The 24,093-nt window shown below is 70.8% G+C and carries 27 protein-coding genes and 1 pseudogene; 12 read left to right on the top strand and 16 right to left on the bottom strand.

Annotated elements, in window-relative coordinates:
* Nucleotides 1–18: 18 nt before the first annotated feature.
* From ACFYNX_RS20880 to ACFYNX_RS20860, 5 genes and pseudogenes are all read left to right on the top strand, one after another.
* Nucleotides 19–324, top strand: a pseudogene (locus ACFYNX_RS20880) (TolB family protein); the annotation flags it as partial.
* A gap of 183 nt (nucleotides 325–507) precedes the next feature.
* Entirely contained in the window at nucleotides 508–714 is a 207-nt protein-coding gene (locus ACFYNX_RS20875; RefSeq protein WP_388663149.1) for a hypothetical protein, read from the top strand.
* On the top strand, nucleotides 698–1,219 hold the full coding sequence (locus ACFYNX_RS20870) for a DUF6879 family protein (RefSeq protein WP_388663147.1): 522 nt from the start codon (nucleotides 698–700) through the stop codon (nucleotides 1,217–1,219). Before ACFYNX_RS20875 ends, ACFYNX_RS20870 begins: the two co-directional genes overlap by 17 nt.
* Nucleotides 1,209–2,057: a Scr1 family TA system antitoxin-like transcriptional regulator gene (locus ACFYNX_RS20865; protein ID WP_388663146.1), complete on the top strand. Its 849-nt coding sequence runs from the start codon at nucleotides 1,209–1,211 to the stop codon at nucleotides 2,055–2,057. Before ACFYNX_RS20870 ends, ACFYNX_RS20865 begins: the two co-directional genes overlap by 11 nt.
* Before the next feature lie 493 nt (nucleotides 2,058–2,550).
* The gene (locus tag ACFYNX_RS20860; protein WP_388663144.1) at nucleotides 2,551–2,772 is read left to right on the top strand and encodes a hypothetical protein; all 222 of its coding nucleotides are present in this window, start codon (nucleotides 2,551–2,553) and stop codon (nucleotides 2,770–2,772) included.
* Between the two features lie 130 nt (nucleotides 2,773–2,902).
* On the opposite strand, the gene ACFYNX_RS20855 is transcribed toward ACFYNX_RS20860, so the two are convergent.
* The 3 genes from ACFYNX_RS20855 to ACFYNX_RS20845 all read right to left on the bottom strand — a co-directional run bounded on the left by ACFYNX_RS20855 (nucleotide 2,903) and on the right by ACFYNX_RS20845 (nucleotide 7,068).
* A complete protein-coding gene (locus ACFYNX_RS20855) occupies nucleotides 2,903–3,736 on the bottom strand; it encodes a recombinase family protein (protein WP_388663142.1) in 834 nt (277 codons plus the stop codon).
* A 925-nt stretch (nucleotides 3,737–4,661) separates the two neighbouring features.
* Complete coding sequence (locus ACFYNX_RS20850; RefSeq protein WP_388663140.1) at nucleotides 4,662–5,024, bottom strand: hypothetical protein; 363 nt, start codon at nucleotides 5,022–5,024, stop codon at nucleotides 4,662–4,664.
* A gap of 301 nt (nucleotides 5,025–5,325) precedes the next feature.
* On the bottom strand, nucleotides 5,326–7,068 hold the full coding sequence (locus tag ACFYNX_RS20845; protein ID WP_388663138.1) for a recombinase family protein: 1,743 nt from the start codon (nucleotides 7,066–7,068) through the stop codon (nucleotides 5,326–5,328).
* A gap of 121 nt (nucleotides 7,069–7,189) precedes the next feature.
* On the opposite strand from ACFYNX_RS20845, the gene ACFYNX_RS20840 reads away from it, so the two are divergent.
* On the top strand, nucleotides 7,190–9,022 hold the full coding sequence (locus tag ACFYNX_RS20840) for a prolyl oligopeptidase family serine peptidase (RefSeq protein ID WP_388663136.1): 1,833 nt from the start codon (nucleotides 7,190–7,192) through the stop codon (nucleotides 9,020–9,022).
* A gap of 112 nt (nucleotides 9,023–9,134) precedes the next feature.
* Nucleotides 9,135–9,875 carry an SURF1 family protein gene (locus ACFYNX_RS20835; protein ID WP_388663134.1) on the top strand — a complete coding sequence of 247 codons (741 nt, stop codon included), beginning with the start codon at nucleotides 9,135–9,137 and terminating at the stop codon, nucleotides 9,873–9,875.
* 35 nt (nucleotides 9,876–9,910) lie between these two features.
* Here the strand turns inward: ACFYNX_RS20835 and ACFYNX_RS20830 are convergent, their stop codons facing one another.
* From ACFYNX_RS20830 to ACFYNX_RS20805, 6 genes are all read right to left on the bottom strand, one after another.
* A complete protein-coding gene (locus ACFYNX_RS20830) occupies nucleotides 9,911–11,503 on the bottom strand; it encodes a hypothetical protein (RefSeq protein WP_388663132.1) in 1,593 nt (530 codons plus the stop codon).
* Nucleotides 11,500–12,228 carry a SigE family RNA polymerase sigma factor gene (locus ACFYNX_RS20825; RefSeq protein WP_388663130.1) on the bottom strand — a complete coding sequence of 243 codons (729 nt, stop codon included), beginning with the start codon at nucleotides 12,226–12,228 and terminating at the stop codon, nucleotides 11,500–11,502. The genes ACFYNX_RS20830 and ACFYNX_RS20825 overlap by 4 nt, the downstream gene beginning before the upstream one ends.
* Before the next feature lie 361 nt (nucleotides 12,229–12,589).
* Nucleotides 12,590–13,861, bottom strand: a complete 1,272-nt coding sequence (locus tag ACFYNX_RS20820) for an aspartate kinase (protein ID WP_388663128.1) — start codon at nucleotides 13,859–13,861, stop codon at nucleotides 12,590–12,592.
* Between the two features lie 193 nt (nucleotides 13,862–14,054).
* Nucleotides 14,055–14,717, bottom strand: coding sequence for a DUF5063 domain-containing protein (locus ACFYNX_RS20815; RefSeq protein WP_125667959.1), 663 nt, complete (start codon nucleotides 14,715–14,717; stop codon nucleotides 14,055–14,057).
* Between the two features lie 41 nt (nucleotides 14,718–14,758).
* On the bottom strand, nucleotides 14,759–15,358 hold the full coding sequence (gene recR / locus ACFYNX_RS20810; protein ID WP_365539402.1) for a recombination mediator RecR: 600 nt from the start codon (nucleotides 15,356–15,358) through the stop codon (nucleotides 14,759–14,761).
* A 92-nt stretch (nucleotides 15,359–15,450) separates the two neighbouring features.
* Entirely contained in the window at nucleotides 15,451–15,786 is a 336-nt protein-coding gene (locus ACFYNX_RS20805; RefSeq protein ID WP_365539404.1) for a YbaB/EbfC family nucleoid-associated protein, read from the bottom strand.
* Nucleotides 15,787–16,086: 300 nt separating this feature from the next.
* Between ACFYNX_RS20805 and ACFYNX_RS20800 the strand changes: the two genes are divergently transcribed.
* Nucleotides 16,087–16,860, top strand: coding sequence for an SLATT domain-containing protein (locus tag ACFYNX_RS20800; RefSeq protein WP_388663126.1), 774 nt, complete (start codon nucleotides 16,087–16,089; stop codon nucleotides 16,858–16,860).
* A 31-nt stretch (nucleotides 16,861–16,891) separates the two neighbouring features.
* On the opposite strand, the gene ACFYNX_RS20795 is transcribed toward ACFYNX_RS20800, so the two are convergent.
* The 3 genes from ACFYNX_RS20795 to ACFYNX_RS20785 form a co-directional block, all read right to left on the bottom strand.
* The gene (locus ACFYNX_RS20795) at nucleotides 16,892–17,545 is read right to left on the bottom strand and encodes a hypothetical protein (protein WP_365539408.1); all 654 of its coding nucleotides are present in this window, start codon (nucleotides 17,543–17,545) and stop codon (nucleotides 16,892–16,894) included.
* 179 nt (nucleotides 17,546–17,724) lie between these two features.
* Nucleotides 17,725–18,438 (bottom strand): GntR family transcriptional regulator, encoded by a 714-nt coding sequence (locus tag ACFYNX_RS20790; RefSeq protein ID WP_365539411.1) that lies wholly within the window; start codon nucleotides 18,436–18,438, stop codon nucleotides 17,725–17,727.
* 80 nt (nucleotides 18,439–18,518) lie between these two features.
* Entirely contained in the window at nucleotides 18,519–19,880 is a 1,362-nt protein-coding gene (locus ACFYNX_RS20785; RefSeq protein WP_388663123.1) for an aspartate aminotransferase family protein, read from the bottom strand.
* Nucleotides 19,881–20,013: 133 nt separating this feature from the next.
* On the opposite strand from ACFYNX_RS20785, the gene ACFYNX_RS20780 reads away from it, so the two are divergent.
* Together ACFYNX_RS20780 and ACFYNX_RS20775 are read left to right on the top strand one after the other, a co-directional pair.
* Nucleotides 20,014–20,619, top strand: a complete 606-nt coding sequence (locus ACFYNX_RS20780; protein ID WP_388663121.1) for a DJ-1/PfpI family protein — start codon at nucleotides 20,014–20,016, stop codon at nucleotides 20,617–20,619.
* Complete coding sequence (locus ACFYNX_RS20775) at nucleotides 20,616–21,077, top strand: MarR family winged helix-turn-helix transcriptional regulator (protein ID WP_388663119.1); 462 nt, start codon at nucleotides 20,616–20,618, stop codon at nucleotides 21,075–21,077. The genes ACFYNX_RS20780 and ACFYNX_RS20775 overlap by 4 nt, the downstream gene beginning before the upstream one ends.
* Here the strand turns inward: ACFYNX_RS20775 and ACFYNX_RS20770 are convergent.
* Both ACFYNX_RS20770 and ACFYNX_RS20765 read right to left on the bottom strand, forming a co-directional pair.
* Complete coding sequence (locus ACFYNX_RS20770; RefSeq protein ID WP_388663117.1) at nucleotides 21,074–21,457, bottom strand: VOC family protein; 384 nt, start codon at nucleotides 21,455–21,457, stop codon at nucleotides 21,074–21,076. The two genes, ACFYNX_RS20775 and ACFYNX_RS20770, sit on opposite strands and share 4 nt — an antisense overlap.
* 28 nt (nucleotides 21,458–21,485) lie before the next feature.
* Nucleotides 21,486–21,758: a hypothetical protein gene (locus ACFYNX_RS20765; protein WP_388663441.1), complete on the bottom strand. Its 273-nt coding sequence runs from the start codon at nucleotides 21,756–21,758 to the stop codon at nucleotides 21,486–21,488.
* A 105-nt stretch (nucleotides 21,759–21,863) separates the two neighbouring features.
* Between ACFYNX_RS20765 and ACFYNX_RS20760 the strand changes: the two genes are divergently transcribed.
* Nucleotides 21,864–22,232, top strand: coding sequence for a Scr1 family TA system antitoxin-like transcriptional regulator (locus tag ACFYNX_RS20760; protein ID WP_388663115.1), 369 nt, complete (start codon nucleotides 21,864–21,866; stop codon nucleotides 22,230–22,232).
* Nucleotides 22,229–22,408 carry a DUF397 domain-containing protein gene (locus ACFYNX_RS20755; protein WP_388663113.1) on the top strand — a complete coding sequence of 60 codons (180 nt, stop codon included), beginning with the start codon at nucleotides 22,229–22,231 and terminating at the stop codon, nucleotides 22,406–22,408. The genes ACFYNX_RS20760 and ACFYNX_RS20755 overlap by 4 nt, the downstream gene beginning before the upstream one ends.
* 3 nt (nucleotides 22,409–22,411) lie before the next feature.
* On the opposite strand, the gene ACFYNX_RS20750 is transcribed toward ACFYNX_RS20755, so the two are convergent.
* Entirely contained in the window at nucleotides 22,412–23,302 is an 891-nt protein-coding gene (locus ACFYNX_RS20750; protein ID WP_125661454.1) for a glycoside hydrolase family 19 protein, read from the bottom strand.
* Nucleotides 23,303–23,436: 134 nt separating this feature from the next.
* Complete coding sequence (locus ACFYNX_RS20745) at nucleotides 23,437–24,069, bottom strand: AAA family ATPase (RefSeq protein ID WP_388663111.1); 633 nt, start codon at nucleotides 24,067–24,069, stop codon at nucleotides 23,437–23,439.
* Nucleotides 24,070–24,093 lie beyond the last annotated feature (24 nt).

Raw genomic sequence — 24,093 nt, 5'->3', positions numbered from 1 at the left:
CGGAGCATGATGGGTGCCATGACTGAGAGCAAGAACGCCGAGAGTTCCGCGAGCCCCGACGCGCCCGTCTGGGAGCAGCGCTTCCGCGCGCCCCGCGTCTCCCTGCCCGAGTGGGCCGAGGAGGCACCGGACCGCTCGCTGTTCGTGTCCAACGCGACGGGGACGTACGAGCTGTACGCGTGGGACCGGGCGACCGGGGAGCAGCGGCAGGTCACGGACCGGCCGAACGGCACGACGGACGGGACGCTGTCCCCGGACGGCGAGTGGGTCTGGTGGTTCGCGGACACCGACGGCGACGGATCTTGCCCCTACTGGAGAACGCCTGTCCAGTCCTACCGGGCATCCGCCGCCCTGCTCGTCCGCTGACTCCCGCCCCTCCGGTCCCTCCCGAGGGGCTTCTTTATGCGACAACGCCAATATTGGCGTGACCGCATAGACGGCGGTGACGCCTGCTCCGTACGGTCGTGGAGCCGCCCCACGAGGGGGCGCGGGACAGGGGGTTTCACCATGGCTCGTGAGGAACTGACCCGGCTGACCGGCAATGGGAACGGCGAGTGCAACAAAAACGACTGCCCGAACGTCTACCGCACGGCGTCCGGCTCGTTCGTCGTGCAGGGCGACGTGTCCCACGCGTTCGACGCCCCCACCGGGGAAGGACTCGTGGAGATCCCGGAGGAGACGCTGAGGGAGGCTTTCCGTGCTCTTGGATGGTGACGAGTGGGCGGCCCGGTTCGAGACCTTCCAGCGCGAGGCATGGCGGCTGGAGACTCTGCCGGAATACCGCGTCCCGCAGGAGGCCGAGGAGATCGCGGCATTCCTCGCCGGGGAACGCATCGACCCTCACGCCTACTCGAACGAGTACACCGACGACCTGAAGCGGGTGCGGCGGGAGGGAAGGAGCAAGGGCCGCGTTCACATCGTGACCCGCCCCCTGTCGGACTACCTGCGCTATGAGTTCATGTACTACCAGCCGCACGCATGGGCCGGTGAGGACATCCGCATTCTGGATGTCACGGACCGCGCCAATCCCTTGGAGGGAGTCCAGGACTTCTGGATGTTCGACCGCTCGGAAGTGGTGCTCATGAACTACGGACCGGACGGAACGCAGATCAACCGGGAGATCCACGAAGGGGACGTGAGCCCCTTCCTCGAATACCAGCGGATCGCCCTGACCGAGTCGGTTCCCTTCGAGGAGTACGTGAAGGGCCTTGACCTTTGATCCTGAATCGCTGGGTCAGTCCAGGTCGGACCTAGCGGAAGCACTACGCGGTGAGCGCAAGCGAGCCGGTCTCACGCAGACCGCGCTCGCTCGGCGCTGCAACATGTCGCAGACGAAAGTCAGCAATATCGAGAGCGGAAAGCTCACGCCGACTCTCGTCGACGTCGAGCTGATTCTGGGGGCGCTCGGGGCGGTCGGTCCTGTCGCGACGGAGATACTCGCCCTCGCCCGTTCTGCCAACACGGAGTGGCAGGACGACTGGGGTTCGCTGCGCCGGGGGCTGGACAAGAAGCAGAACGAGTTGGCCCGGCTGGAAGCCCTAACCTCAGAGTTCCGGTTCTTCCTGCCGACCATGATTACGGGCCTCTTGGCGACGCCTGAGTATGTGCGGTCCAGTCTCTCGCGCAACTCCGGCGACATGTCCAAGACGGTCACCAAGAAGCTGGAGCGCCAGCAGATTCTCATGGACACGTCGAAGGTCTTCACATTCCTTCTCACGGAACAGGCGGCGCGTTGGCCGCTGGCATCACCCTTGGCGATGGCTATGCAGCTCGACCGCCTGGCGTCGGTGTCCCGCCTTCCGAACGTACGGCTCGGTGTGATCCCCCTTGGGATTGTCGGGCCTGTGGTGGAAACCCCGCTCAGCGTCTTCACGATCTATGGCCGGCGGCTGGTCCAAGTCGAGACGCACACGGGCGCTTTGATCCTCCGAGACCACAGGGATGTAAGCGCGTACCGGGAGGACTTCGAACGGTACGAATCCCATGCCGTCTTCGGGGATGATTGCCGGTCGCTCCTCAGCGAGTGGGCCATGATCTTTACCCGACAACACCAATAGAAGTGGATCTCTCCCGCCGGTCGGATGAAACTGGCTGCTCGCTCAGGACATTCGGTCGGGAGGCTGTACAGGATGAGTAGGCCCAAGACGACAATGGCGGGACCGGTACACCTGACGGCTCCGGTCGGGGAGCCGGACCCTTCGGCATGTTGCGGCGAATGCCTCGACATCGCGGTGACTCGAACCAACGCACGGTCGGTCGGGGACTACTCGAAGGTGTCCGACGCGAACGTCGCTCTCCGGACGCACCTGCGGGAAGAGCATGGTGCCGAGTGATGGACATGCGGACGTGGCGAGGCGGCCGCAGCACGGCCGTTCAGGCGACCGAGGCGTTACGGGCGGCCCTTGCCTCTCTCGGCGTCTCAGAGAGCGCCTGGGGGGCGTTTCGGCCGGTCGTCACCCACAGGGGCACGGCTTACGTACATGTGGGCATGGTGCGGGCGGATGTCGCCCAGCAGATGGCGGAGGCGATGAGGGCCCGGGAGGGCGCGCAGTGACCCGTTCCGTCCTGCGGTACGTGCGGCATCGGATCGCGGAGCACCCGGATACGGACGTGACGTTCGAGGCCGAGTGCCTGCACTGCAAGTGGTCGGCGCAGCCGTCGCCGGACAGTGCGGCCGTGGACGTGGAGTGCATGAGTCACACGGGCCGGAGTAACCACAAGGGGTTCCGTCGGCTGCGCACCTCGTTCGCGATGGTGGTGCGCGCCGAGTAGATACAAGCTCCCGCCCCTCCCGTGAGCGCGGCGGCGCGAGGCGGTAGGGGCAGGCCCGTGCCGGGGGCTGAACATGACGATGCCCCCGACGCGTACGCCAGGGGCTTGTCAGAACGGCTGTGCGCCTGTCTCAGGCGCTCTCTCCCAGATGCCTGTACAGGGTGGCCCGGTGGACTCCCAGGCCCTTGGCGATGGCTGTGACGCTCTCACCCTTGGCGTGCCGGGCACGGGCCACGGCTAGCTTGTCGTCGTCCATGACGGACGGCCGTCCGCCCACGTTGCCCTTGCGGGCCGCAGCTTCGAGCCCCTCCATCGTCTTCTCCCGGATGCCTTCCCGCTCCACCTCCGCACTGACGGCGAGAACGGCGAAGACGATGGCTCCTGCCCCGTTCGGGTCGTACACCCCCTGGAGGGGACCGGAGAGAAGTTCGAGCTGGATGCCGTCCGCCTGGAGGGTGGACGACAGAGTCATCAGCTCGGCTGCGCTGCGGGCAAGACGCTTCATCTCCAGCACGGTCAGGATGACCGGCTGCCCGGGGGCGGCCTGCTTGATCTCCCGCGCCAGGGTGAGGGCCTTCTCCAGCTCCGGCCGCTCCTTCACCCGGCTACTGATCTTCTCGGAGAACACGCGGGTGCACTGCGCGCGGGCCAGGGCATCCAACTGAGACTGGAGTTCCTGACTGGCGGTCGAGGTGCGGGCGTACCCGAGCCGGATCGCTGCGCCCGGTACGGCGTCGGGCATCTGGGGAACGGGTGCGCCCTGCGTCCATCGCTTGCCGGGGTTGCGGTCGGCCGGGGTCTTCACGGTGAGTTCCGCCTTCAAGGCGGGCACGAGGGCGAAGCGTCCCGTGTGGTAGCTGGCTGCCACCTTGCCCGCGCCGGTACGGCAAGGGCTTCCTGCGGGGGCCTGGCACTTGGGGCAGCCGTGACGCTCGACCTGATCGGCTGGGGTGTTCGTGGTCATGATCGGGACTGTCGCACATACGTGTCGCGAAAGCCAGGCGAAGGGGAGATCTTTTGCGACGGGTTACGCGACAGCGAGCCAGGGGCGAATCGGACATGCGCCGAAGCGCGGCACACTGTCGCACAACCGACCGTTTACGCGACACCCTGCCTGCCCTCCTGGTGTGCGCTGCCGCGCCCGGTTGGAGCCTGACCATGCTGGCCACGCGGGGACGCTGTGCGTCTGCCTCGTGACCTGTTGCCGGACGCTGGACCGCTGGCAGGCTCACGAGCTGCCGGGCGCTCAGCGTGGCGCACAGCCGTTCGCTGACGGGGGAGGCGGACGCGTCGGCGGGCAGAGGAGCGACGGCGAAGGGGTGGGGTGTGACCCCCTGAGCACGTACGCCTGACCGCCGTGTCTTAGCAGCTCAGAATCTGCCACGGTTCCAAGGGCCGCCAGGGCGACGGCGAGGAGAAATGCTAGAGGAAACTCGCAGGCCAGGGCAGCGGTGAGGCTCCAGCCGGCGGCGGGAGCCTGCACAAGAGTGAAGCCTTTCGAGGCTTGGCGTAGGGGTCTTCGCCCTGTGGCCGCGTAGCGGCCCCCAGCAGGAAGCGCCTCGCCATGTGGCTTCGCTCATTGGGGGCGCGGCAGCGCCCCACCTGAGTGGCTTTCTGGTCTTCCCGATGGCGGCCCCTGCGGGGCCGCGCTGTCCAAGCGTCTTCACTCTGTGGCGGCGGAGCCGCCCCTCCCTGGTGACTCTTCCGCCGCTGCGACTTGCGCAGGTGGGGCGCTGCCGCGCCCCGGCTTGCTCTTGCCGATGGCCGAAGTGTCTTCACTCTGTCGGCCCCGGAGGGGGCCGCACTGGGCTTACTCCAAATAGAGAAGAGAGGACGCGGACATTTCCGCAGCTCAGTGCGGGTAACGGCACACGCCGGACGTGCTCCGACTACACGCAGGGCGTGCGGTCCTGGTGAACGCGGCATGGAACGGGAGCGCCCTTGGCCTTCTGGAACAGGTGAGAGGGAAGCACCAGGCATGCCGCCCCGGAGCGGGGCGAAACGAGGTGTAGATCCTTGGCTCGCCCTATCGCGTTGCGCGTGCTCTGGTCGGAGAGACGGTTGCCGTTCTTGCCGAGCAGCGCCGCGAGGCGACCCGGTTCGAAGGCCGCGTGTCCATGCCTGTCCGCCCATCCGATGGCGGCGAAGTGCACGCGGTAGGCGAGCGGGTGGCCGGGGTGCTGAGCCATACGCCGGTACTCATGCTGGGAGACGCCGCCCCACGGGCGGTCGTGACCGAAGCTGATAGCCACAGACTGTGACTCCTTCCTGTGCGACGCACACGGGTGCGCCGGTGACCCCCGCCGGACGGCGGGACATGTGCCTCCCTTTCTTCGCGGGGGTGGCCGTGCGGTGAGCACGGCGCTTCACAGGTGGTCGCCCAGGCTTGCGGCCCGGACTCGGTCTCTTGCGGTCGGGAGTGACGGCGGCGACCTGCCAGGCATCGTACAGGCGGGCGGAGTGCAGCCCTGAGCCGCCTGGAAGCACGAAGAACCCCCGGCCCAGGAGGAACCCGGACCGGGGGTTGCAAGGCCGCTCAGCGACCGCCTGCGGTCACGCGGCGGTGTGCAGCGTGGACACGTAGCCCGAGACCGCGTCGGGGAAGATCTCGCGCGTCTTGTCCCGCACCTTGATGAGGATCACGGGAAGCTCCGTCGAACCGAACACCTCCGTGACGGTGTCCCGCTCTGCTTCGTCACGCAGTGCCACCGGGTCCATCCAGTGCTCCGGCACGTTCCACCCCATCTCGCCCCAGTCGGAGAGTTCCGCCCCGTCGACCCCGCCCGCTACGGCGAACTCCTTCAGGTTGCCGAAGTGCACGACCACGCCGCGCTTCACACCCGGCATCGGGTCCCGCCAGACGATGACCCGCACGTTCCGCTCACTCAGGAACTCCCGTCGGTCCTGCGTCCCCATCGCCGTCCACTTGTCGGCCCACCTCCGGCCGGTCTGCTGGAACGTGACCGTGCGCGGGCGGATGGGCCGGGACTCCAGTTCGGCGATCTTCTTCGTGAGGTTCTCCAGAGTCCGCCAGTAGGAAGACTCCTTCGCCGGGGTGTCGTACTTGCCCTCGGCGTAGTCGCTCTCCAGTCGGTTCAGGCGCTGGCGCTTCTGCTCCAGTTCCGGGGTGTGGTCCTCTCCCTCGTCGACCATCTTCACCATCTCGGGCGCGTGGCCGATCGAGTCCATGAGCGCGTCCGTGAAGATCCCTTCGAGTTCGGATTCCTTGATCGTCGCCAGTGCCTCACAGCGGACGGACCGGTTCTTCGCAGAACACCGGTAGTCCTTGTACGTACGGGTCTCCCCGTTCTTCAGGGTCTTGGTTGTGTGGTGGCAGTTCATCGCGGTACCGCATCCACCGCAGATGGCAATGCCCGTCAGCAGACAAGCGGTGTCCCTGCGCCTTACCTTCTTCAGCCGCGTGCGAGCGGTAAGCGCCTTCGTCGCAGACTCCCACTCCCCCAGCTTCAGGATGGGAGTGTCGGCGATGACGCTGGGTTCACCTTCTTCGGTCTCCCAGACCTCACCGTTATGCGTCTGGTAGCCAACACAGACGGGATTCTGGATGACGCGGGCAACGGTGGCGGCTTTCCAGACGATCCCCTTCACCGGCTTTCCCTTGAGGGAGCGGAGGTGATCCGACCACGTCATGATGCCACGCCGGTTGAAGTCGTCGGCTATCGCGTAGGTGGAATCCCCGTTGCGCACCCGCCCGGCTATCTCTCGGAGCAGCTCCGCGTATACGGGGTCGGGCGTGAGGATTCGGTGTTCGTCTCCGGAGTCGATGGAGCGGTAGCCGAAAGGCTGTGGACCGCCGGTGAAGCGTCCCAGCTCCCGCAGGGTCTTGATTCCGTTGGTGACGTTCTTCTGGATCTTGCGGTGTTCTTCCTCCGCCAGGACGGAGAGCACTTTGGCGACCGCGCTACCACCGGCAGCCTGCGTGTTCAGGCTTCCGTCAACAGTAACGATGTGCTTGTTGTTGTCCTCGACCCAGTCAAGGAGTTCGGAGAAGTAACGGACCTTACGGGATATCCGGTCGATACGCGGGAACGCCAGCACGTCCCATTCATCCATGCGCTCGGTTATCCACGGACCGAGCTGCGGTCGAGTGAAAGGGTTCGTCGTTCCGGAGGTGTTCGTGTCCAGTGCCCACCCGACAACGATGCGGTTCTGGCCGGGCGTATCCGCCCAGTATTGAAGGTCGCGCTTCTGAGCGCTGACGGAAAGGGAGTTCTCGTCTTCTGTACGGGTGACCGACTGCCGGCCGCAGCCGACTACACGAATATTTTCAGGCATTACTTGGATTCTAGCCCGTTCTCTGCTTGCGACCTAGCGATCAAAATGCGGGAAAGAACACGGCGGTTGGCGTTTCCGAATCCCGTTCTTGGCTGGTCGCGTCATCAGGTTGAATGGGGGCATGACGACTGATGCAGCCATGCCCGACTGGGAGAAGCGGTTCCGAGCACCTCGCGTCTCGCTGCCCGACTGGGCAGAGGACGCCCCCGACCGCAGCCTGTTCGTGTCGAACACGACCGGCACGTACGAGATCTACGCGTGGGACCGGAAGACCGGCGAACAGCGGCAGGTCACCAACCGGCCGGACGGCACCACGGACGGGGCCCTCTCACCTGACGGTGAGTGGATCTGGTGGTTCGATGACGGCCGTAGCTCCTCCGTTCCAGACTTGCCGTCCTACGGGGACGAGTTCGGGGTGTGGATGCGGCAGCCGTTCGCGGGCGGCGCGGACGAGCCGGCCGTGCCGGACCTGGCCCCCTCCTACCCGGCGGGGCTCGCCATCGGCCGCGAGGGCACGGTCGTGGTGGGCCGCTCCACGGACGAGGAGGGCTCGACGGTCCACCTCGTACGGCCCGGGGCCGGCGCCCCGGTGGAGATCTACCGGCACCGGGAGTCGGCCGGGGTCGGCGACCTGTCGTACGACGGCTCGCTGGTCGCGGTCGAGCACACCGAGCACGGGGACGCGATGCACTCGGCCCTGCGGGTCCTGCGCGCCTCGGACGGGAGCGCGGTCGCGGAGCTCGACGACACCAAGGGCGGCACGGAGGAGCTGGGCCTCACGGTCCTGGGCTTCGCCCCGGCCGCCGGGGACACCCGGCTGCTCGTCGGCCACCAGCGGCGCGGGCGCTGGGAGCCGATGCTCTGGGACGTGGCGACGGGCGCCGAGACCGACCTGCGGCTCGACCTGCCGGGCGACGTGTCGGCGGAGTGGTACCCGGACGGCTCGGGCCTGCTGATCGTGCACGGCTTCGAGGCCCGCAGCGAGCTGTGGCGGTACGAGATCGCCACCGGCGCCCTGGTGCGGGTGGAGACCCCGGCCGGTTCGGTGTCGAGCGCGACGGCCCGGCCGGACGGCAGCGTGGAGTACCTGTGGTCCTCGGCCGCCGAGCCGCCGGTGGTGCGCTCCACGGACGGCGGGGTCGTCCTCGACCCGCCCGGCCCGAAGGCGCCGCCGTCGCTGCCGGTGGAGGACGTGTGGGTGGAGGGCCCCGGCGGCAGGGTCCACGCGCTCGTGCAGCGCCCGGCGGAGGGCGAGGGCCCGTTCCCGACGGTCTTCGAGGTGCACGGCGGTCCGGCCTGGCACGACAGCGACGCCTTCGCGTCGGGCCCGGCGGCCTGGCTGGACCACGGGTACGCGGTGGTGCGGGTCAACTACCGGGGCTCGACGGGATACGGCCGGGAGTGGACGGACGCGCTGAAGCACCGGGTCGGCCTGATCGAGCTGGAGGACATCGAGGCGGTCCGGGAGTGGGCGGTGACGAGCGGGCTCGCGGACCCGGAGCGGCTCGTCCTCTCCGGCGGCTCGTGGGGCGGCTACCTGACCCTCCTCGGCCTCGGCACCCGGCCGGACGCCTGGGCGGTCGGCCTCGCGGCGGTGCCGGTCGCGGACTACGTGACGGCGTACGAGGACGAGATGGAGGCCCTGAAGGCGCTGGACCGCACGCTCCTGGGCGGCTCCCCGGAGGAGGTGCCCGAGCGGTACGCGGCCTCGTCGCCGCTGACGTACGTGGACGCGGTGAAGGCCCCGGTGCACATCTCGGCCGGCGTCAACGACCCGCGCTGCCCGATCCGCCAGATCGACAACTACGTCGACCGGCTCGCGGCCCGGGGCGCGGTCCACGAGGTGTACCGGTACGACGCGGGCCACGGCTCCCTGGTGGTGGAGGAGCGGATCAAGCAGGTCGCCCTGGACCTGGCGTTCGCCGCGAAGCACCTGGGGACCCGGCCGGTCTAGGGGGTGTCTTGCCGATCGGGCCGGACAGGCCCCGGGCTCCGATCCGCCGGTCAGGTCCCGGTCGGGCACCCGGGCGACGGGGGGCCGGGCGGACTTGCGTACCGTGGGGGGCGTGTACCGGTTCCTGAACACTCCCCGCTGGTGGGGGATCAACCTCTTCGTCCTCCTGGCGATCCCGTTCTGCGTCTTCATGGGGACCTGGCAACTGGGCAAGTTCGAGGACCGCGTCGACTCCCACCAGGAGGCGGAGGAGCGGCCCGCCCCGAGCGCGGCGAAGGCCGAGCCGCTGGACGCGCTGCTCCCGGTGGACAAGGAGACCTCGGGCCGCCCGGCCGAGGCGCGCGGCCGGTTCGGGGAGCAGTTCCTCGTGCCGGGCCGCGAGCTGGACGGCCGGACCGGGTCGTACGTCCTGACGATGCTGCGGACGGACGGCGGCCGGTCCCTGCCGGTGGTCCGGGGCTGGCTCCCCGAGGGCGGGCGGGTGCCCGCCCCGCCGTCCGGCGAGGTCACGGTGGTGGGCGCGCTCCAGGCCTCGGAGAACCAGGGGTCGAAGGGCGTGAACACGGCGGGCGGGCTGCCCGAGGGGCAGCTCGGCATGATCAGCGCCGCGTCCCTGGTGAACGTGGTGACGGACGACGTCTACGACGCCTGGATCACCCTCGTGGACTCCCCCGCCGGGCTCACGCCGGTCCCGGCGGCGGCCGCCGCGGGCACGGGTCTGGACGCGAAGGCGTTCCAGAACCTCGGCTACACGGCGGAGTGGTTCGTCTTCGCCGGCTTCGTGCTCTTCATGTGGTTCCGGCTGGTGCGCCGCGACGCGGAGGCCTCCCGGGACGCGGCGCTGGGCCTGTAGGGGCCCGACGGGCCCCGGGAGGGCTCGGGAGGTCCTCAGGAAGCGCCGAGGAGGCCGGTGCGGTAGACCGTGCCGGAGCAGGCGCCGGGGACGACGGTCGACAGCGAGGGACCGCCGCCCTCCGCGGTGTGGCTGACCACGACGCTGCCGTCCGCCGGTTCGCCGTCCGCCAGGAGCAACTGGGCCACCGCGCCGCCGTCGGGCGCCGGTCCCGGCTCCGGGCTGCCGCCGGTGCCGCCGGAGTCCGGATTCGTGCTGGGGTCGGGGGCGACCGTCGGCTCGGTCGGGGCGGTCGTCGGGGGCGGCGTGGTCGGCGGTTCGACGGGGGTGGTCGGCGTCGGGGTGGGCGTGCCGCCGGTCGTCGGGCAGGGCTCGCTCGGCACCCAGACGAACTTCACCTCGTAGGAGCCGCTCGGCCTCAGGAGGAGCCGGGAGGCCTCCTCCGAGGGGTCGGGCAGTCCGCCGCCCGCGTCGCCGGAGCTGTGCCGGACCACCGAGATGCGTCCGGGGTCGGCCGCTCCCCGCGCCGCGAGGCCGACGACGCCGGCGCCCTCCACGACGCAGGGGGTGCCGGAGACGTTGACGACGCGGAAGCTGCCGTACACCTTGCCCTCGGCGTCGGGTCCGCCGGACTGCGCGCCGCCGGAGCCGAGCTGGCCGGACGTGCAGCGGGCGACGCCGACGGCTTCCGGTCCGTCCCCCGGGAGCGCGCCGGAGGCCTCGTCGCCGGGCCGCTCCGGCTTGCCGGAGGAGCCGTCGGCCGCGCCCTGCCCGCCGTCCCCGCTCGGGGAGACGCTGCTCGCGGAGGGCTCGGCGCTCTGGCCGCCCTCGACGCCGGTCTCGGCGCCGGTGCCGCCCTGGGCCTCCTCGCCGTGGCCGACGTTGACGGGGCTGGCGGTGGTGGTGCCCTCCGAGGAGGCGACGTGCACGAAGGCCGGCACGGCCGTTCCGATGAGGACCGCGGCGGCCGCGGCGCCCACGACGGCCTGCCGCTTGCGGGCGCGGCGGGCGGGCACGGCGCGGCGCAGGTGCTCCAGCGAGCCGAGGGAGGGCTCCAGTCCCTCCACGGCGCCGTGGAGCATCCGCCGCAGCGCCAGCTCCTCGTCCCCGTCGCCCTCGCCGGGCCCGGACTCGATGTTCACCATGCGCTGTCCACTCAGATCGTCACGTTCGTCTCGGACTCGGGCTCCGGGGCCCCCGGCGACCTTACGGCCTCCGGCCTCCCCGCCGCCCCCGGTCTCCCCGTCACTCCGGGGCTCCGCCCCGTGCTCCCCGTGCTCCCCGTCTCCCCCGCGTCCCTCGGGCTCCCCGGTCTCCTCGTGGTCCTCGGCGTTCGCCCCGCGTACCCCGGGCTCTCCGCCGTCCCCGGCATCGGCCCCGCGCACCCCGGCCCCGCCGGACTCCCCGAACGCGCCGCGCTCCTCGGCGTCCCCGCCGACCTCGGCGTCCCCGGCGCGTTCCTCGGGCTCTCCGGAGTCCCCGGACTCCCCGGACTCCCCGTGGTCCTCGGTGCGGTCGTCGGCCGGCGTGCCGGTCTCGGTGGTCTCGCGGCCCTCGGAGGTCACCGCCTCCTCCGCGGAGGCCCGCTCCTCGGGGGTCCTGCCCCTCTCTCCGCGCGTCCCGCTCACGACGTCGCTCCCATCGCGACGCGCAGGGCCGCCATGCCCCGCGAGCCGTACGCCTTCACCGAGCCCAGGGATATCCCCAGCGTCTCGGCGACCTGGACCTCGGTCATGTCCGCGAAGTACCGCAGGACGAGGACCTCGCGCTGGCGCCGCTGGAGCCCGCGCATCGCCTTGATCAGGTCCTCGCGCTCCAACCGGTCGTACGCCCCCTCCTCCGCGCTGGCCATGTCCGGCATCGGCTTCGAGAGCAGCTTGAGGCCGAGGATGCGGCGGCGCAGCGCGGACCGGGAGAGGTTCACGACGGTCTGGCGCAGGTAGGCGAGCGTCTTCTCCGGCTCACGGACCCGCTTGCGGGCCGAGTGGACGCGGATGAACGCCTCCTGGACCACGTCCTCGCAGGAGGCCGTGTCGTCGAGGAGCAGCGCGGCGAGTCCGAGGAGCGACCGGTAGTGGGCGCGGTAGGTCTCGGTCAGGTGGTCGACGGTGGTGCCGACGGCCGGGGCGCCCTCGCCGCTCGTGCGGGGCGACGGAATGCCTTTCACCCGGGGGGGCCGGGAATCGGTGGGCACGGGGGCGATCACCGGCATCCCGCCGTGGGCCCGCGGCCGCCGGAAGGGGGCGACGACGGGACCGCGCACGGGGACGGCGACGCCGCTCCGTACGGGGAGCAACGCCGTGCCCGCGCCGCGCAGCGGGGCGATGGTCGCGATGTCGAGTACCTCTGCCACGCCTGTTGGACACGCCTACCCCCGGCAGGGTTGTACGCGCTCGCCGTCGTTTTCGACGGCGGGTTGTTCGTCCTCATGCGTAACCGTTCTCCCCCGATGCCCCGCTTTCACAGCGCGCCCGACGCCACGCGCCCATGAGTGTCCACGGAGACGCGCCCCACCCAACTACTGGTTGCAGCAAGGGGGAAGTGCATCGTCGTCCAGGACATCGTCGCAGTTCAAGGGATATCTGACGCCTTTTTGCTCACAGGTCGTTCACAGATCACACAAATCCATGACACACGACTCCCCCCGGGCGGACGGCCGGAGCCGCCGCGCGGGGGGAGTCGCGGATAGAACCGGGCCGGGGGCCCGGGCGGGGTCAGCGCCCGGTGCCCCCGTAGACCACGGCCTCGTCCGAGTCGCTGTCCAGGCCGAAGGCGCTGTGGACGGCGCGCACGGCCTCGTTGACGTCGTCGGCGCGGGTGACGACCGAGATGCGGATCTCGGAGGTCGAGATCAGCTCGATGTTCACGCCCGCGTCGGAGAGGGCCCGGAAGAAGTCCGCGGTGACGCCCGGGTTGGTCTTCATGCCGGCGCCGACCAGCGAGATCTTGCCGATCTGGTCGTCGTAGCGCAGCGAGTCAAAGCCGATCGCGCCCTTCGCCTTCTCCAGGGCGTCGATGGCCTTGCGGCCCTCGGCCTTGGGGAGGGTGAAGGAGATGTCCGTGAGGCCGGTGGAGGCGGCGGACACGTTCTGGACGATCATGTCGATGTTGATCTCGGCGTCCGCGACGGCGCGGAAGATGGCCGCGGCCTCGCCCGGCTTGTCCGGCACGCCGACGACGGTGATCTTCGCCTCGGAGGTGTCGTGGGCGACACCCGAGATGATGGCCTGCTCCACCTTGGAGTCCCCTGTCGGTTCGTTGCTGACCCACGTGCCCTGGAGTCCCGAGAAGGACGACCGGACGTGGATCGGGATGTTGTAACGGCGCGCGTACTCGACGCAGCGGTGCAGCAGCACCTTGGAGCCGGAGGCGGCGAGCTCCAGCATGTCCTCGAAGGAGATCCACTCGATCTTCTTCGCCTTCTTCACCACGCGCGGGTCGGCGGTGAACACGCCGTCGACGTCGGTGTAGATCTCGCAGACCTCGGCGTCGAGCGCGGCGGCCAGCGCGACGGCGGTCGTGTCCGAGCCGCCGCGGCCGAGCGTGGTGATGTCCTTCTTGTCCTGGGACACGCCCTGGAAGCCCGCGACGATGGCGATGTTGCCCTCGTCGAGGGCGGTGCGGATCCGGCCCGGCGTGACATCGATGATGCGCGCCTTGTTGTGGACCGAGTCGGTGATGACACCGGCCTGGCTGCCCGTGAACGACTGGGCCTCGTGGCCCAGGTTCTTGATCGCCATGGCCAGCAGGGCCATGGAGATCCGCTCCCCGGCGGTCAGCAGCATGTCGAATTCGCGGCCGGAAGGAATCGGGGATACCTGTCCGGCGAGATCGATCAGCTCGTCCGTCGTGTCGCCCATCGCGGAAACCACGACGACCACCTGGTGGCCGTTCCTCTTGGCATCCACGATCCGCTTGGCGACGCGCTTGATGCCTTCGGCATCGGCAACGGAGGAGCCTCCGTACTTCTGCACGACAAGGCCCACGTGCGCTCCTCGCTCAGTCTGTGCCGCAGCCGGCGCTGCGATCGGCTCAGTCTAACGAGGGACTCGAAAACGCCTACGAGGTATCGCATGGTGAGACGGGCTGCTCAGCAGGTGATCACCGGACCGGAACACCCCGAAAAGTCCTCCGGCCCGCCGGCCCGCCGGCCCGCCGGCCCGCCGGCCCGCCGGCCCTTCAGCTCTTCAGCGACCGCAGCCCCAGCGGTCCCGCGATCTCCTGGAGCATCACCCGGCCCGCCTCCTCCGCGAGGTCGTCCTCGCCCAGGTCCTCGTCGGTGTCGAGGCCGTCCAGGGCCGCGAGCGGCTGGTCGAGGCGGACGTGGGCGACGAGGGACTGGAGGGCGCGGAGGGTGGCCGAGGCGGTCGGGCCCCAGTTGGAGAAGTACGAGAACTGCCACCACCACAGGGCCTCGCTGGTCCGGCCCGCCCGGTAGTGGGCCAGGCCGTGGCTCAGGTCGGCGACGATGTCGGCCAGGTTGTCGGAGATCCGGGCCGGGACCGGGGCCTTGCGGGGCTCGTACGGGTCGAAGACCTCCGAGAAGACGTCGACCGGCTCCAGGAGGGCGGCGAACCGCTCGCGCAGGTCGTCCGCGTCCGGCTCCGGACCGGTGTCCGTCTCGTACCGCTCGTCCGGGAGGATGTCCTCGTGGGCGCCGAGCCGTCCGCCCGCCAGGAGGAGCTGGGAGACCTCCAGGAGCAGGAAGGGGACCGTGCTGCCCGGCTCGTCGCCCTTGGCCACCTCGGTGGTCGCGACGATGAAGCTCTCGATGGAGTCGGCGATCTGGACCGCGAAGTCGTCCGGGTCCTGCGTGACGGAGTGCAGTGTGGGGTCAGACATCGAGCTGCCTTCCTCGGAGCACCCACGCGTGGGCTGGGTCGTCATACATCCAGCAGCCTCCGGCCCTCGAAGGCGCGGCCCAGGGTCACCTCGTCCGCGTACTCCAGGTCGCCGCCGACCGGGAGGCCGCTCGCGAGCCGGGTGACCCGCAGGCCCATGGGCTTGATCATCCGCGCCAGGTACGTCGCGGTGGCCTCGCCCTCCAGGTTCGGGTCGGTCGCGAGGATCAGCTCGGTGACCGCCCCGTCCGCGAGCCGCGCGAGCAGCTCGCGGATGCGCAGGTCGTCCGGGCCGACGCCCTCGATGGGGCTGATCGCGCCGCCGAGGACGTGGTAGCGGCCGCGGAACTCCCGCGTCCGCTCGATCGCCACGACGTCCTTGGGCTCCTCGACCACGCAGATGACGGACAGGTCCCGGCGCGGGTCCCGGCAGATGTTGCACTGCTCCTGCTGTGCCACGTTGCCGCAGACCGCGCAGAACCTGACCTTCTCCTTGACCTCCAGGAGCGCGTGCGCCAGCCGCCGGACGTCCGTCGGCTCCGCCTGGAGGATGTGGAAGGCGATCCGCTGCGCGCTCTTGGGACCGACGCCGGGCAGCCTGCCCAGTTCGTCGATGAGGTCCTGAACCACGCCTTCGTACAACGGAACGCCCTTCTCGGGGGTGCTTGATTCTTACGGTAGTGGCTGGGGCCGGGCCTTAGAAGCCCCGCGGGAACGGTGCCGTGGCCAGGGCCTCAGAGGCCGAGGCCCGGCAGGCCGCCCATGCCCTGGGCCAGCGGGCCCAGCTTGGCCTGCTGGAGCTGCTGCGCGTTGTCGTTGGCGGCCTGCACGGCGGCGACGATCAGGTCGGCCAGCGTCTCGGTGTCCTCCGGGTCGACCGCCTTGGGGTCGATCACCAGGCCGCGCAGCTCGCCGGAGCCGGTCACGGTCGCCCTGACCAGGCCGCCGCCCGCCTGTCCGTCGACCTCGGTCGCCGCGAGCTCCTCCTGTGCGCGGGCGAGGTCCTGCTGCATCTTCTGGGCCTGCTGGAGAAGCTGCTGCATGTTGGGCTGGCCACCACCGGGAATCACGGTCACTCCTGAGGGTCGGTGCGTCTGGTCGGTCCGTCCGGTCCCTATGTCCGGTCGGTACGCCGAGCCTACGTGGTCCCCGCCCGCCCTGCCTCCACCACTCTTTCGGGTGAGAAACCGCGGACTCCTCTACCTGATCAACACCCACTTGCGGGCGGAAATCCCGGGATTCCGTGCCCGTCGCCCTCCATTCGGCGGTAGGAAGGGCAGGCACCACGTGCACCGCACGTCACAGAAGGACACGAGCGACACGAGCGCCGAGCGGAACAGAGGCGCTGGGCCGAACAGAGGAGTCCCCCGGTGAGCCAGCAGCCGGAGATGCAGCCGCCGGGGCACCCCGGGGGAGACGTCCACCCCGAACAGACCGGTCGTCCCGGTCCGGCCGGCCGTGCCCCGTCCGGCCGCGACCTGACCGGCAGGGCCTTCCCCCTGGGGGACTGGGGCGAGCCGGCCGAGCGGCTCGACGAGCTGTACCGCTGGGTGGAGGCGAACGCGCTGCGCACCGCCGAGTGGTACCTCTCCGACCGGGTCTGGAAGCGCCGCGCCGCCCGCCTCCTGCGGATCGGCACCGCCGTCGGGGTGATCGCGGGCGCCGCGCTGCCGCTGCTCGACCTGACCGGGGTCGCGGCGGGCACGGCCGGCTGGGGCTACCTGTCGCTGCTGCTCGGCGCCGCCTGTCTGGCCTGCGACCGGTACTTCGGGGTGACGTCGGGCTGGATAAGGGACGTGGCGACGGCCCAGGCGGTGCAGCGGCGCCTCCAGGCGCTCCAGTTCGACTGGGCCTCGGAGAGCGTCCGGGAGGTCCTGGGGCCCACGGAGGGCACCGCCAGCGAGGCGGCCGAGCGCTGTCTGGGCGTGCTGCGCCGCTTCTCGGAGGACGTGACGGAGCTGGTACGGGCGGAGACCGCCGACTGGATGGTCGAGTTCCGCTCGGGTCCCGCGCCGCTGGCGCTCCAGTCGGTCGGCGTGGCGCCGTCCCGGCCCGAGGGCGTCCAGCCGCCCGGCGGCCGCTTCCCGCTGCCGCCGGGCACCCGCCCGAACATGCCGCGCCAGCGGCCCCCGGAGACCCGCTGAGGCCTCTCCGGGGGCCCGGTCCCTCGAAGGATCAGCTCAGGATGATCATCGAGCCCTGGGCCAGGCTCCGGGTCGCCGCCGCGTGCAGCCCCAGCCACACGTGGCGCTCCCGGGCGAAGGGCCCCTGGTCGTGCGGGCCGGGGCCGACGGCCGGCTCCTCCAGGGAGGTCGGCCGTTCCGGGGGCAGCGGGGCGGCCGGCGGGTTCGCCGGGTCGATGCCGATCGAGGGCGCCACGAACTGGAGCTCCCGCAGCAGCCCGTGCGAGGAGCCGAGCGGCCCGCCGCCCTCCAGGAGCTCGTCGCTGGCGAGCGGCACCGGGAAGTCGACCGGCACGTACGCGCCCGCGTGGTCGTAGTGCCACACCAGGTGCGACTGCTGGGCGGTCGTCTCGAACATCTCCAGGAGCTGTTCGTAGTCCCCGCCGAGCTCGCCGACCGGCTCGACCGGCAGCCCGTGCACCTGGAGCAGGTAGGCGCGGCGCAGGAAGTGCAGGGCCTCGTAGTCGAAGCCGGCGACCGGGGCGACGTCGCCGGAGAGCCCCGGCATGTACGCGTAGACGGGCACGGTCGGCAGGCCCGAGGCGGTGAGGACGGCGTCGTAGGCGGCGATCTCTTCGGCGAAGGGGTTGTCGGGGCTGTGGCACAGCACGTCGACGAGGGGGACCAGCCACAGGTCACAGGCCAAGGGAGGCTCGCTCTCCGTCAGTTGCAGGGACGGCCAGGGTAGTCGGATCGTCCGACCACGCCCACCCGCTGAGGACCTGCCCCCGGAGGCGCTCCCTCAACCCGCCGGCCCCCGCCCGTGACGACGCCCGGGCCCCGCCGCTCAGGCCCCGCCCCGGCGCCCGAGAACCGCCCCGCCGCTCAGGCCCCGCCCCGGCGCTCCAGGTGCTCCAGCCGGTCCGCCCACTCCAGCGCGTGCGCGTTGTACTCCCGTACGACCGTCACGGCCGCCTCCGCGTCGCCGCGGGTGACCGCGTCGACCAGGTCCACGTGCCCGCTCCACAGCCACCCCAGGAGGTCCCGCTCGGAGCGCAGGTGGGGGACGGAGAAGGCCCAGGCCTGGACACGGAGGCGGTGCAGGAAGTCGGCGAGGTGGTCGTTGGCGGCGATCAGGCGCCCCAGCTCGCGCCAGTAGCGGATGTCGTAGCCGATGAGGACGTCCAGGTCCCCGGCACGGGCCGCGCGCGCGGCGGCCTCGCCCCGGCGGCGCACGGAGACGAGCGCGACCCCGATGCCGGGCTCGGGGGCCGGGGGCCGGGGCGGGAGGGCGGTGGTGCGGCGGCGGAAGAGGCCCTCGACGACGAGCGTCCGGGCCTCGACCATCCGCCGGTAGTCGTCCACGGAGTACTGGTGGACGCGGAAGCCGCGGTGCTGGTCGGAGTCGAGGAGCCCCTGCGCGCAGAGGTCCACGAGGGCCTCGCGGACGGGCGTGGCCGAGACGCCGTACTGCTCGGCGATCTGCTTGACGGTGAACTCCCGCCCGGCCTTGAGACGGCCCGCGAGCACCTCGTCACGCAGCGCGTCCGCGATCTGCTGTCGCAGGGTGTTGCGGGTGACTCCTCCGCTCGCGGGCATGGTGGTGGGTCCCCTCCGTCCGGCTCCGGACACCCTAGTCCAGACGGAGGGAACCTCTCCGGTACGCGTTCGGGCCGTGGTCAGACGGTGTGCTCGTCGGCCACCGAGAGGGCCGCGTCCAGGGCCGCGAGGCCCTCCTTGGCCTCCGCCTCGGAGACGTTGCAGGCGGGCACGGCGTGGGTGCGGTTCATGTTCACGAAGGGCCACAGGCCGTTCTTCTTCGCGGCGCCGGCGAAGGCGGCCATGGGCGCGTTGGCCTCGCCGGCCGCGTTGTACGGGACGAGCGGCTCGCGCGTCTCCTTGTTCCTGACCAGGTCGAGCGCCCAGAAGACGCCGAGGCCGCGGACCTCGCCGACCGACGGGTGGCGCTCGGCCAGCTCGCGCAGGCCGGGGCCGAGGACGGTCTCGCCGATGTGCGCGGCGTGTTCGACGACCTTCTCGTCCTCCATCACCCGGATGGTGGCGACGGCGGCGGCGCAGGCCAGCGGGTGTCCGGAGTAGGTCAGGCCGCCGGGGTAGGGGCGCTTGTCGAAGGTGGCGGCGATCTCGGCGTTGATGGCGACGCCGCCGAGCGGCACGTAGCCGGAGTTCACGCCCTTGGCGAAGGTCATCAGGTCGGGCACGACGTCGTGGTGCTCGGCGGCGAACCACGTGCCGGTGCGGCCGAAGCCGGCCATGACCTCGTCCAGGACGAAGACGATGCCGTACGTGTCGCAGATCTCGCGGACTCCGGCGAGGTAGCCGGGCGGCGGGGTCATGATCCCGGCGGTGCCGGGGATCGTCTCCAGGATGATCGCGGCGATGGTCGCCGGGCCCTCGAAGGCGATCGTGTCCTCCAGGTGCTGGAGGGCCCGCGCGCACTCCTCCGCCTCGGTGGTGGCGTAGAAGGGCGAGCGGTAGAGGAAGGGCGCCCAGAAGCGCACGACGCCCGCGGAGCCGTTGTCGGAGGCCCAGCGGCGCGGGTCGCCGGTCAGGTTGATCGCGGTGGAGGTGGCGCCGTGGTACGAGCGGTAGGCGGAGAGCACCTTCGTGCGGCCCGTGTGCAGACGGGCCATGCGGACGGCGTTCTCGACGGCCTCGGCGCCGCCGTTGGTGAAGAAGATCTTGTCCAGGTCGCCCGGGGTGCGCTCGGCGATGAGGCGTGCGGCCTCGGAGCGGACGTCCACGGCGAAGGCGGGCGCGAAGGTGGCGAGCTTCCCGGCCTGCTCCTGGATCGCGGCGACGACCCTGGGGTGCTGGTAGCCGATGTTGGTGTAGACGAGTCCGCTGGTGAAGTCGAGGTAGCGGTTCCCGTCGTAGTCCCAGAAGTACGAACCCTCGGCGCCGGCGACGGCGAGCGGGTCGATCAGGCCCTGGGCGGACCAGGAGTGGAACACGTGGGCGCGGTCGGCGGCCTTGACGGCGGCGCCGGCCTGCGGATCGGGTGCGGCGTGAGGGGTCATGGGGCCGAGGGTAAGGAACCGCAGGTGGGAAGGGCCATGGCCATCTTGTCCACCGAGACCGGGAGGGACGCGACACGTTGTTTCCCCGACCCTCACCATTGACAGTATCCTGTCGGAATGACAGCCTACTGTCATGGCACACGAGAGCGGCACCACCACCGTCCACCTCGCCGTCTACGACACCCTCGCGGACTGGGAGACCGGCCACGCCACGGCCTGGCTCGCCCGCGCGGGACACACGATCAGGACCGTCGGCCCGGTCGCCGGCGAGCCCGTCACCACGATCGCCGGGATCCGGATCGTCCCCGACCTCGCGCTCGACGACCTGCGCCCCGAGGACAGCGCGCTGCTGATCCTGCCGGGGGCCGAGAAGTACGACGAGGGCGACGAGCTGGCCCCGTTCGCCGCGAAGGCCCGCGCCTTCCTCGACGCCGGGGTCCCGGTCGCCGCGATCTGCGGCGCCACGGCGGGCCTGGCCCGCGAGGGCCTCCTCGACGACCGCCGCCACACCAGCGCGGCCCCCTTCTACCTGGCGGCCACCGGTTACAAGGGCGCCGAGCACTACGTCGACGCCGACGCGGTGCGGGACGGCGACCTCATCACGGCGGGCCCGACCGAGCCGGTCGCCTTCGCCCGCGAGGTCTTCGCCCGCCTCGGGGCGTACGAGGGGAAGCGGGACGCCTGGTTCCGCCTCTTCCACGACTCGGACCCGGCGGCCTTCGCCGAACTGAACGGATGAGCCGCGCGCAGCAGGACGCCCTGTCCCGCACGGCCCTGGGCGTCTTCCGCCTGAACGGCCAGTTCCTCGCCGTCTCGGAGAAGCTGGCCGAGCCGGCGGGCCTGACCGCCGCCTGGTGGCAGGTCCTCGGGGCCGTCCTCCCCGAACCCCTGCCGGTCGCCGGGATCGCCCGCGTCATGGGCATCACCCGCCAGAGCGTCCAGCGGGTGGCCGACCTCCTCGTACGGGAGGGCCTGGCGTCCTACGAGCCGAACCCGGCCCACCGCCGTGCCAAGCTCCTCGCCCCCACCGACGCGGGCCGGGCGGCGGTCCGCCGCATCGACCCGGGCCACGCGGAACTCGCCGCGCTGCTCCTGCGGGAGCTGGGCGGACAGGAGGCGTTCGACGAGACCGTACGGGTCCTGGAGCGGCTGTCGGCGGCGCTCGACGCGGTGGAGAGGGCGGGGCGCGACTCCTAGGCGGTCGCGTCCGGTTCGGGGAAGACGCAGAACTCGTTCCCCTCCGGATCGGCCATCACCCACCAGTCGATCTCGTGGTCGCGCGCCCTGATCACAGTCGCTCCCACGGCCACGAGCCGGTCAGGGTCCCCCCACACGTCGAGGTGCACGCGGTTCTTGACCGCCTTCTCCTCCGTCACCGGGTTGACCCAGATGAGCGGCCCGGCCCCCGCTCCGTCCACGAGGGGGACCGGCCACTCCCGCGGGCGCGTGCTCCCGTCGGCCATGGGACTGCGCGCGTAACCGATCGCCCGGCACCACCAGTCGGCCAGCGCCTGGTGGTCGACCGCGTCGATCGCGAGGTCCTTGAAGCGGGCCGGGGCGTCGTCTCCGTTTCTCATGCGCGCCATACAAGCACCGACGACCGCTTCACCGGTCGTTCCGGCAGGCGAACAGCTCCGCGACGGCACTTCGCAGGAGCAGCGGGTGCACGAACCGGTCGGCCAGCCGACGCCCGCCCTCACCGTCCACTCGAACGGCGTCGAATTGTACGCCCGCCTCACGAAGCTGGAATTCGGAAACTGGAATCCAGTCCACATTCACTTCCCGATTCTCTTCCATCACGGAGACATGTTCCCGCGCCGACGCCAGCGTTTTCCACGACTGCTGACGGTGCGTCGGCACTCCGTCGACCTGCGTCAACGCAGCTCGAACAGGCGCTGAGCAACGGGACGGGCATCTTCGAGGAGCTGCGGGAGCTCGTACGTCTGGAGAAACTGCCGGAGCAGTTCCGCGGGCCGGAAGCCGGTGTGCGAGATCGAGCTCGTCCTCGACGAGTCGGTGCTGAAGCGGCCCTTCGGGAACGCAGAGGTCATGCGGGAGCAGTTGGAGTACTTGGCGGAGTGCGCACGAAGGAGGAACGTGAACCTCCAGGTGCTGCCGACGGACGCCGGACCGGGAGGGGGGTACGCGGGCGCACGAGGTGAGCTGAACATCGTGGAGACCCCGGCTCACGACCGCGTGACCTTCCTGGAGATCCAGGGGGAGAGCCTGCTGATCACCGACCGGACGAAGGTGAGTACGCATCGGCAGCGGTATGCGAAGATCCGGGCACAGGCCCTGGATCCGCGCAGGTCGCTGGGCGTCGTCGAGGAGTCGGCGGGAGTACGGAGATGAACGACACCCTGCGGTGGTTCAAGTCCAGCTACAGCGACAGCGGCGGCGGCAACTGCGTCGAGGTCGCCGCCTGCGACCACGCCGTCCACCTCCGCGACTCCAAGCAGCACGACGGCGGGCCCACGTTCGCCGTGGAGCCCGCCGCCTGGTCCGCGTTCGTCGCGTGGCGGAGCTGACCGCTAGCAGTACAGGTTCGCGCCGGTCGGGACGCCCAGGATCTGGGTGAACTGCTGGTACTTGGAGACCCGGCTCTGCACCTGGGCCGGGTTCTTCCCGTCGCACTCCAGCGAGCCGTTGATGGAGCGGATGGTCTGGCCGAAGCCCGCGCCGTTGACCATGGCGTTGTGGCCGGTCATCGTGCCGGGACCGTTCTGGGTGTTCCAGTACCAGAGGCCGGTGGACATGGCGACGGCCGGGTCCTGCTCGACGCGCCAGGGGTTGTTCAGGAGGTCGATGCCGAGGGCGTCGCCGGCGGCCTTGTAGTTGAAGTTCCAGGAGAGCTGGATCGGCCCGCGGCCGTAGTACGCGGCCTGGCCGGCGGGGCAGCCGTAGGGCTGGCCGGAGTCGCAGTAGTGGGGGTAGTTGGCCGTGTTCTGCTCGACGATGTAGTAGAGCCCGGCGGTCTCGTGGGAGACGTTGGCGAGGAAGGCCGCGGCCTCCTGCTTCTTCACGGTGTCGCTGCCGGTGGTGGCGAAGGCCGGGTACGACTTGAGGGCGTTGACCAGGCCCGCGTACGTGTAGAACGGGTTCCGGCTCGGGAACATCTGGTTGAACTGGGCCTCGGAGACGACGAAGCCGTTGTTCTGGCCGCCGTCACCGCCGCCGCCGGTGCCGCAGGCGCCCTCGTCGCGCCAGACGTCCGAGGAGCCGGGGCGCTCGTTCTGCGTCCACCACTTCGCGTACCAGTTGTGACCGTTGTACGAGGCGGTCTTGCCGCCGGTGTAGACCGTGGAGGAGTTCCACGCCGTCACGCAGGCGGGGGCCGCCCCTGCGGAAGTCGCGGGAACCAGTACGGCGACACCGACGGCCGTACAGAGCGCGGCGAACAGGGTGAGCAGCTTACGGAGCATCGCTCGTCCTTCCGGGTGGGGGGATCCGGGATCGGGAAGGGCCAGCGAAGCGTGATTGGTCTGGACCTGTCAAGGTCTAGACCAGAAATCGTGACAGTGGTCCGGAGAACGAACGCCCCGTCCTCTATGCGCGTTCAGTCGAAGCGGAGGTGCCGGGCCCCGACCGCCGCTCGGCGCAGCCGTGCCCGGAGGGGGCCGTCGGTGTCGGGGGCGAGGGTCAGCCCGGCCGAGGCGGCGATGCGGTCCGCGACCCGCGGGACCGTGAGGCGGTCGGTGCGGACGTGCTCGGCGAACTCCTCGCCCCGCAGGCGGTCCAGGCACAGGTCGAGCTTCGAGACGGCGAAGCTTTCCCGCCGGAGCGGGGCGTCCTTCCCGCCGAGGACCCGCGCCGCGTGCCCGAAGCCGCGCTCGCGCAGGCGGCGCAGGACCGTCGCGCGCTCGGCGAGGAGCGCGAAGTGCCGCACGTCGTGACCGGCCGCGCGCAGGCGTCCGACCGTCTCGTCGAAGTACCGGGGCTCCACGACCGTCATCGGCGCGATCACCACGCCCGGGTGTCGGCGCAGGGCCAGGTCCAGGACCTCGTACACCCCCTGCCGCCAGGCCGGGAGGTCCTGGAAGTCGCCCCGGAGCCCCGGGGGCGTCATGCGGTGCAGGCCGAAGCCGACGTGCTCGGGGTCGCAGACGACGCTCCCCGGCAGCCGCCTGCGCAGCTCGTACGCGGTCTGCGTCTTGCCCCCGCCGAACGGCCCGTTGATCCAGATCAGCATTCCCGGAGTCCAGGAGCCGCAGGG

The sequence above is a fragment of the Streptomyces sp. NPDC007872 genome, from assembly GCF_042868165.1.
Lineage (GTDB): Bacteria > Actinomycetota > Actinomycetes > Streptomycetales > Streptomycetaceae > Streptomyces.
This window is presented reverse-complemented; position numbering and strand designations above follow the sequence as displayed.

Excerpts from the sequence above, each read along its gene's own strand:
- ACFYNX_RS20845 (WP_388663138.1), bottom strand. The coding sequence starts at position 7,068 with ATGCCTGAAAATATTCGTGTAGTCGGCTGCGGCCGGCAGTCGGTCACC.
- ACFYNX_RS20770 (WP_388663117.1), bottom strand. The coding sequence starts at position 21,457 with ATGAGAAACGGAGACGACGCCCCGGCCCGCTTCAAGGACCTCGCGATC.
- ACFYNX_RS20785 (WP_388663123.1), bottom strand. The coding sequence starts at position 19,880 with ATGACCCCTCACGCCGCACCCGATCCGCAGGCCGGCGCCGCCGTCAAG.
- ACFYNX_RS20775 (WP_388663119.1), top strand. The coding sequence starts at position 20,616 with ATGAGCCGCGCGCAGCAGGACGCCCTGTCCCGCACGGCCCTGGGCGTC.
- ACFYNX_RS20815 (WP_125667959.1), bottom strand. The coding sequence starts at position 14,717 with ATGTCTGACCCCACACTGCACTCCGTCACGCAGGACCCGGACGACTTC.
- ACFYNX_RS20750 (WP_125661454.1), bottom strand. The coding sequence starts at position 23,302 with ATGCTCCGTAAGCTGCTCACCCTGTTCGCCGCGCTCTGTACGGCCGTC.
- ACFYNX_RS20780 (WP_388663121.1), top strand. The coding sequence starts at position 20,014 with ATGGCACACGAGAGCGGCACCACCACCGTCCACCTCGCCGTCTACGAC.
- ACFYNX_RS20790 (WP_365539411.1), bottom strand. The coding sequence starts at position 18,438 with ATGCCCGCGAGCGGAGGAGTCACCCGCAACACCCTGCGACAGCAGATC.
- ACFYNX_RS20755 (WP_388663113.1), top strand. The coding sequence starts at position 22,229 with ATGAACGACACCCTGCGGTGGTTCAAGTCCAGCTACAGCGACAGCGGC.
- ACFYNX_RS20745 (WP_388663111.1), bottom strand. The coding sequence starts at position 24,069 with ATGCTGATCTGGATCAACGGGCCGTTCGGCGGGGGCAAGACGCAGACC.
- ACFYNX_RS20840 (WP_388663136.1), top strand. The coding sequence starts at position 7,190 with ATGACGACTGATGCAGCCATGCCCGACTGGGAGAAGCGGTTCCGAGCA.
- ACFYNX_RS20875 (WP_388663149.1), top strand. The coding sequence starts at position 508 with ATGGCTCGTGAGGAACTGACCCGGCTGACCGGCAATGGGAACGGCGAG.
- ACFYNX_RS20855 (WP_388663142.1), bottom strand. The coding sequence starts at position 3,736 with ATGACCACGAACACCCCAGCCGATCAGGTCGAGCGTCACGGCTGCCCC.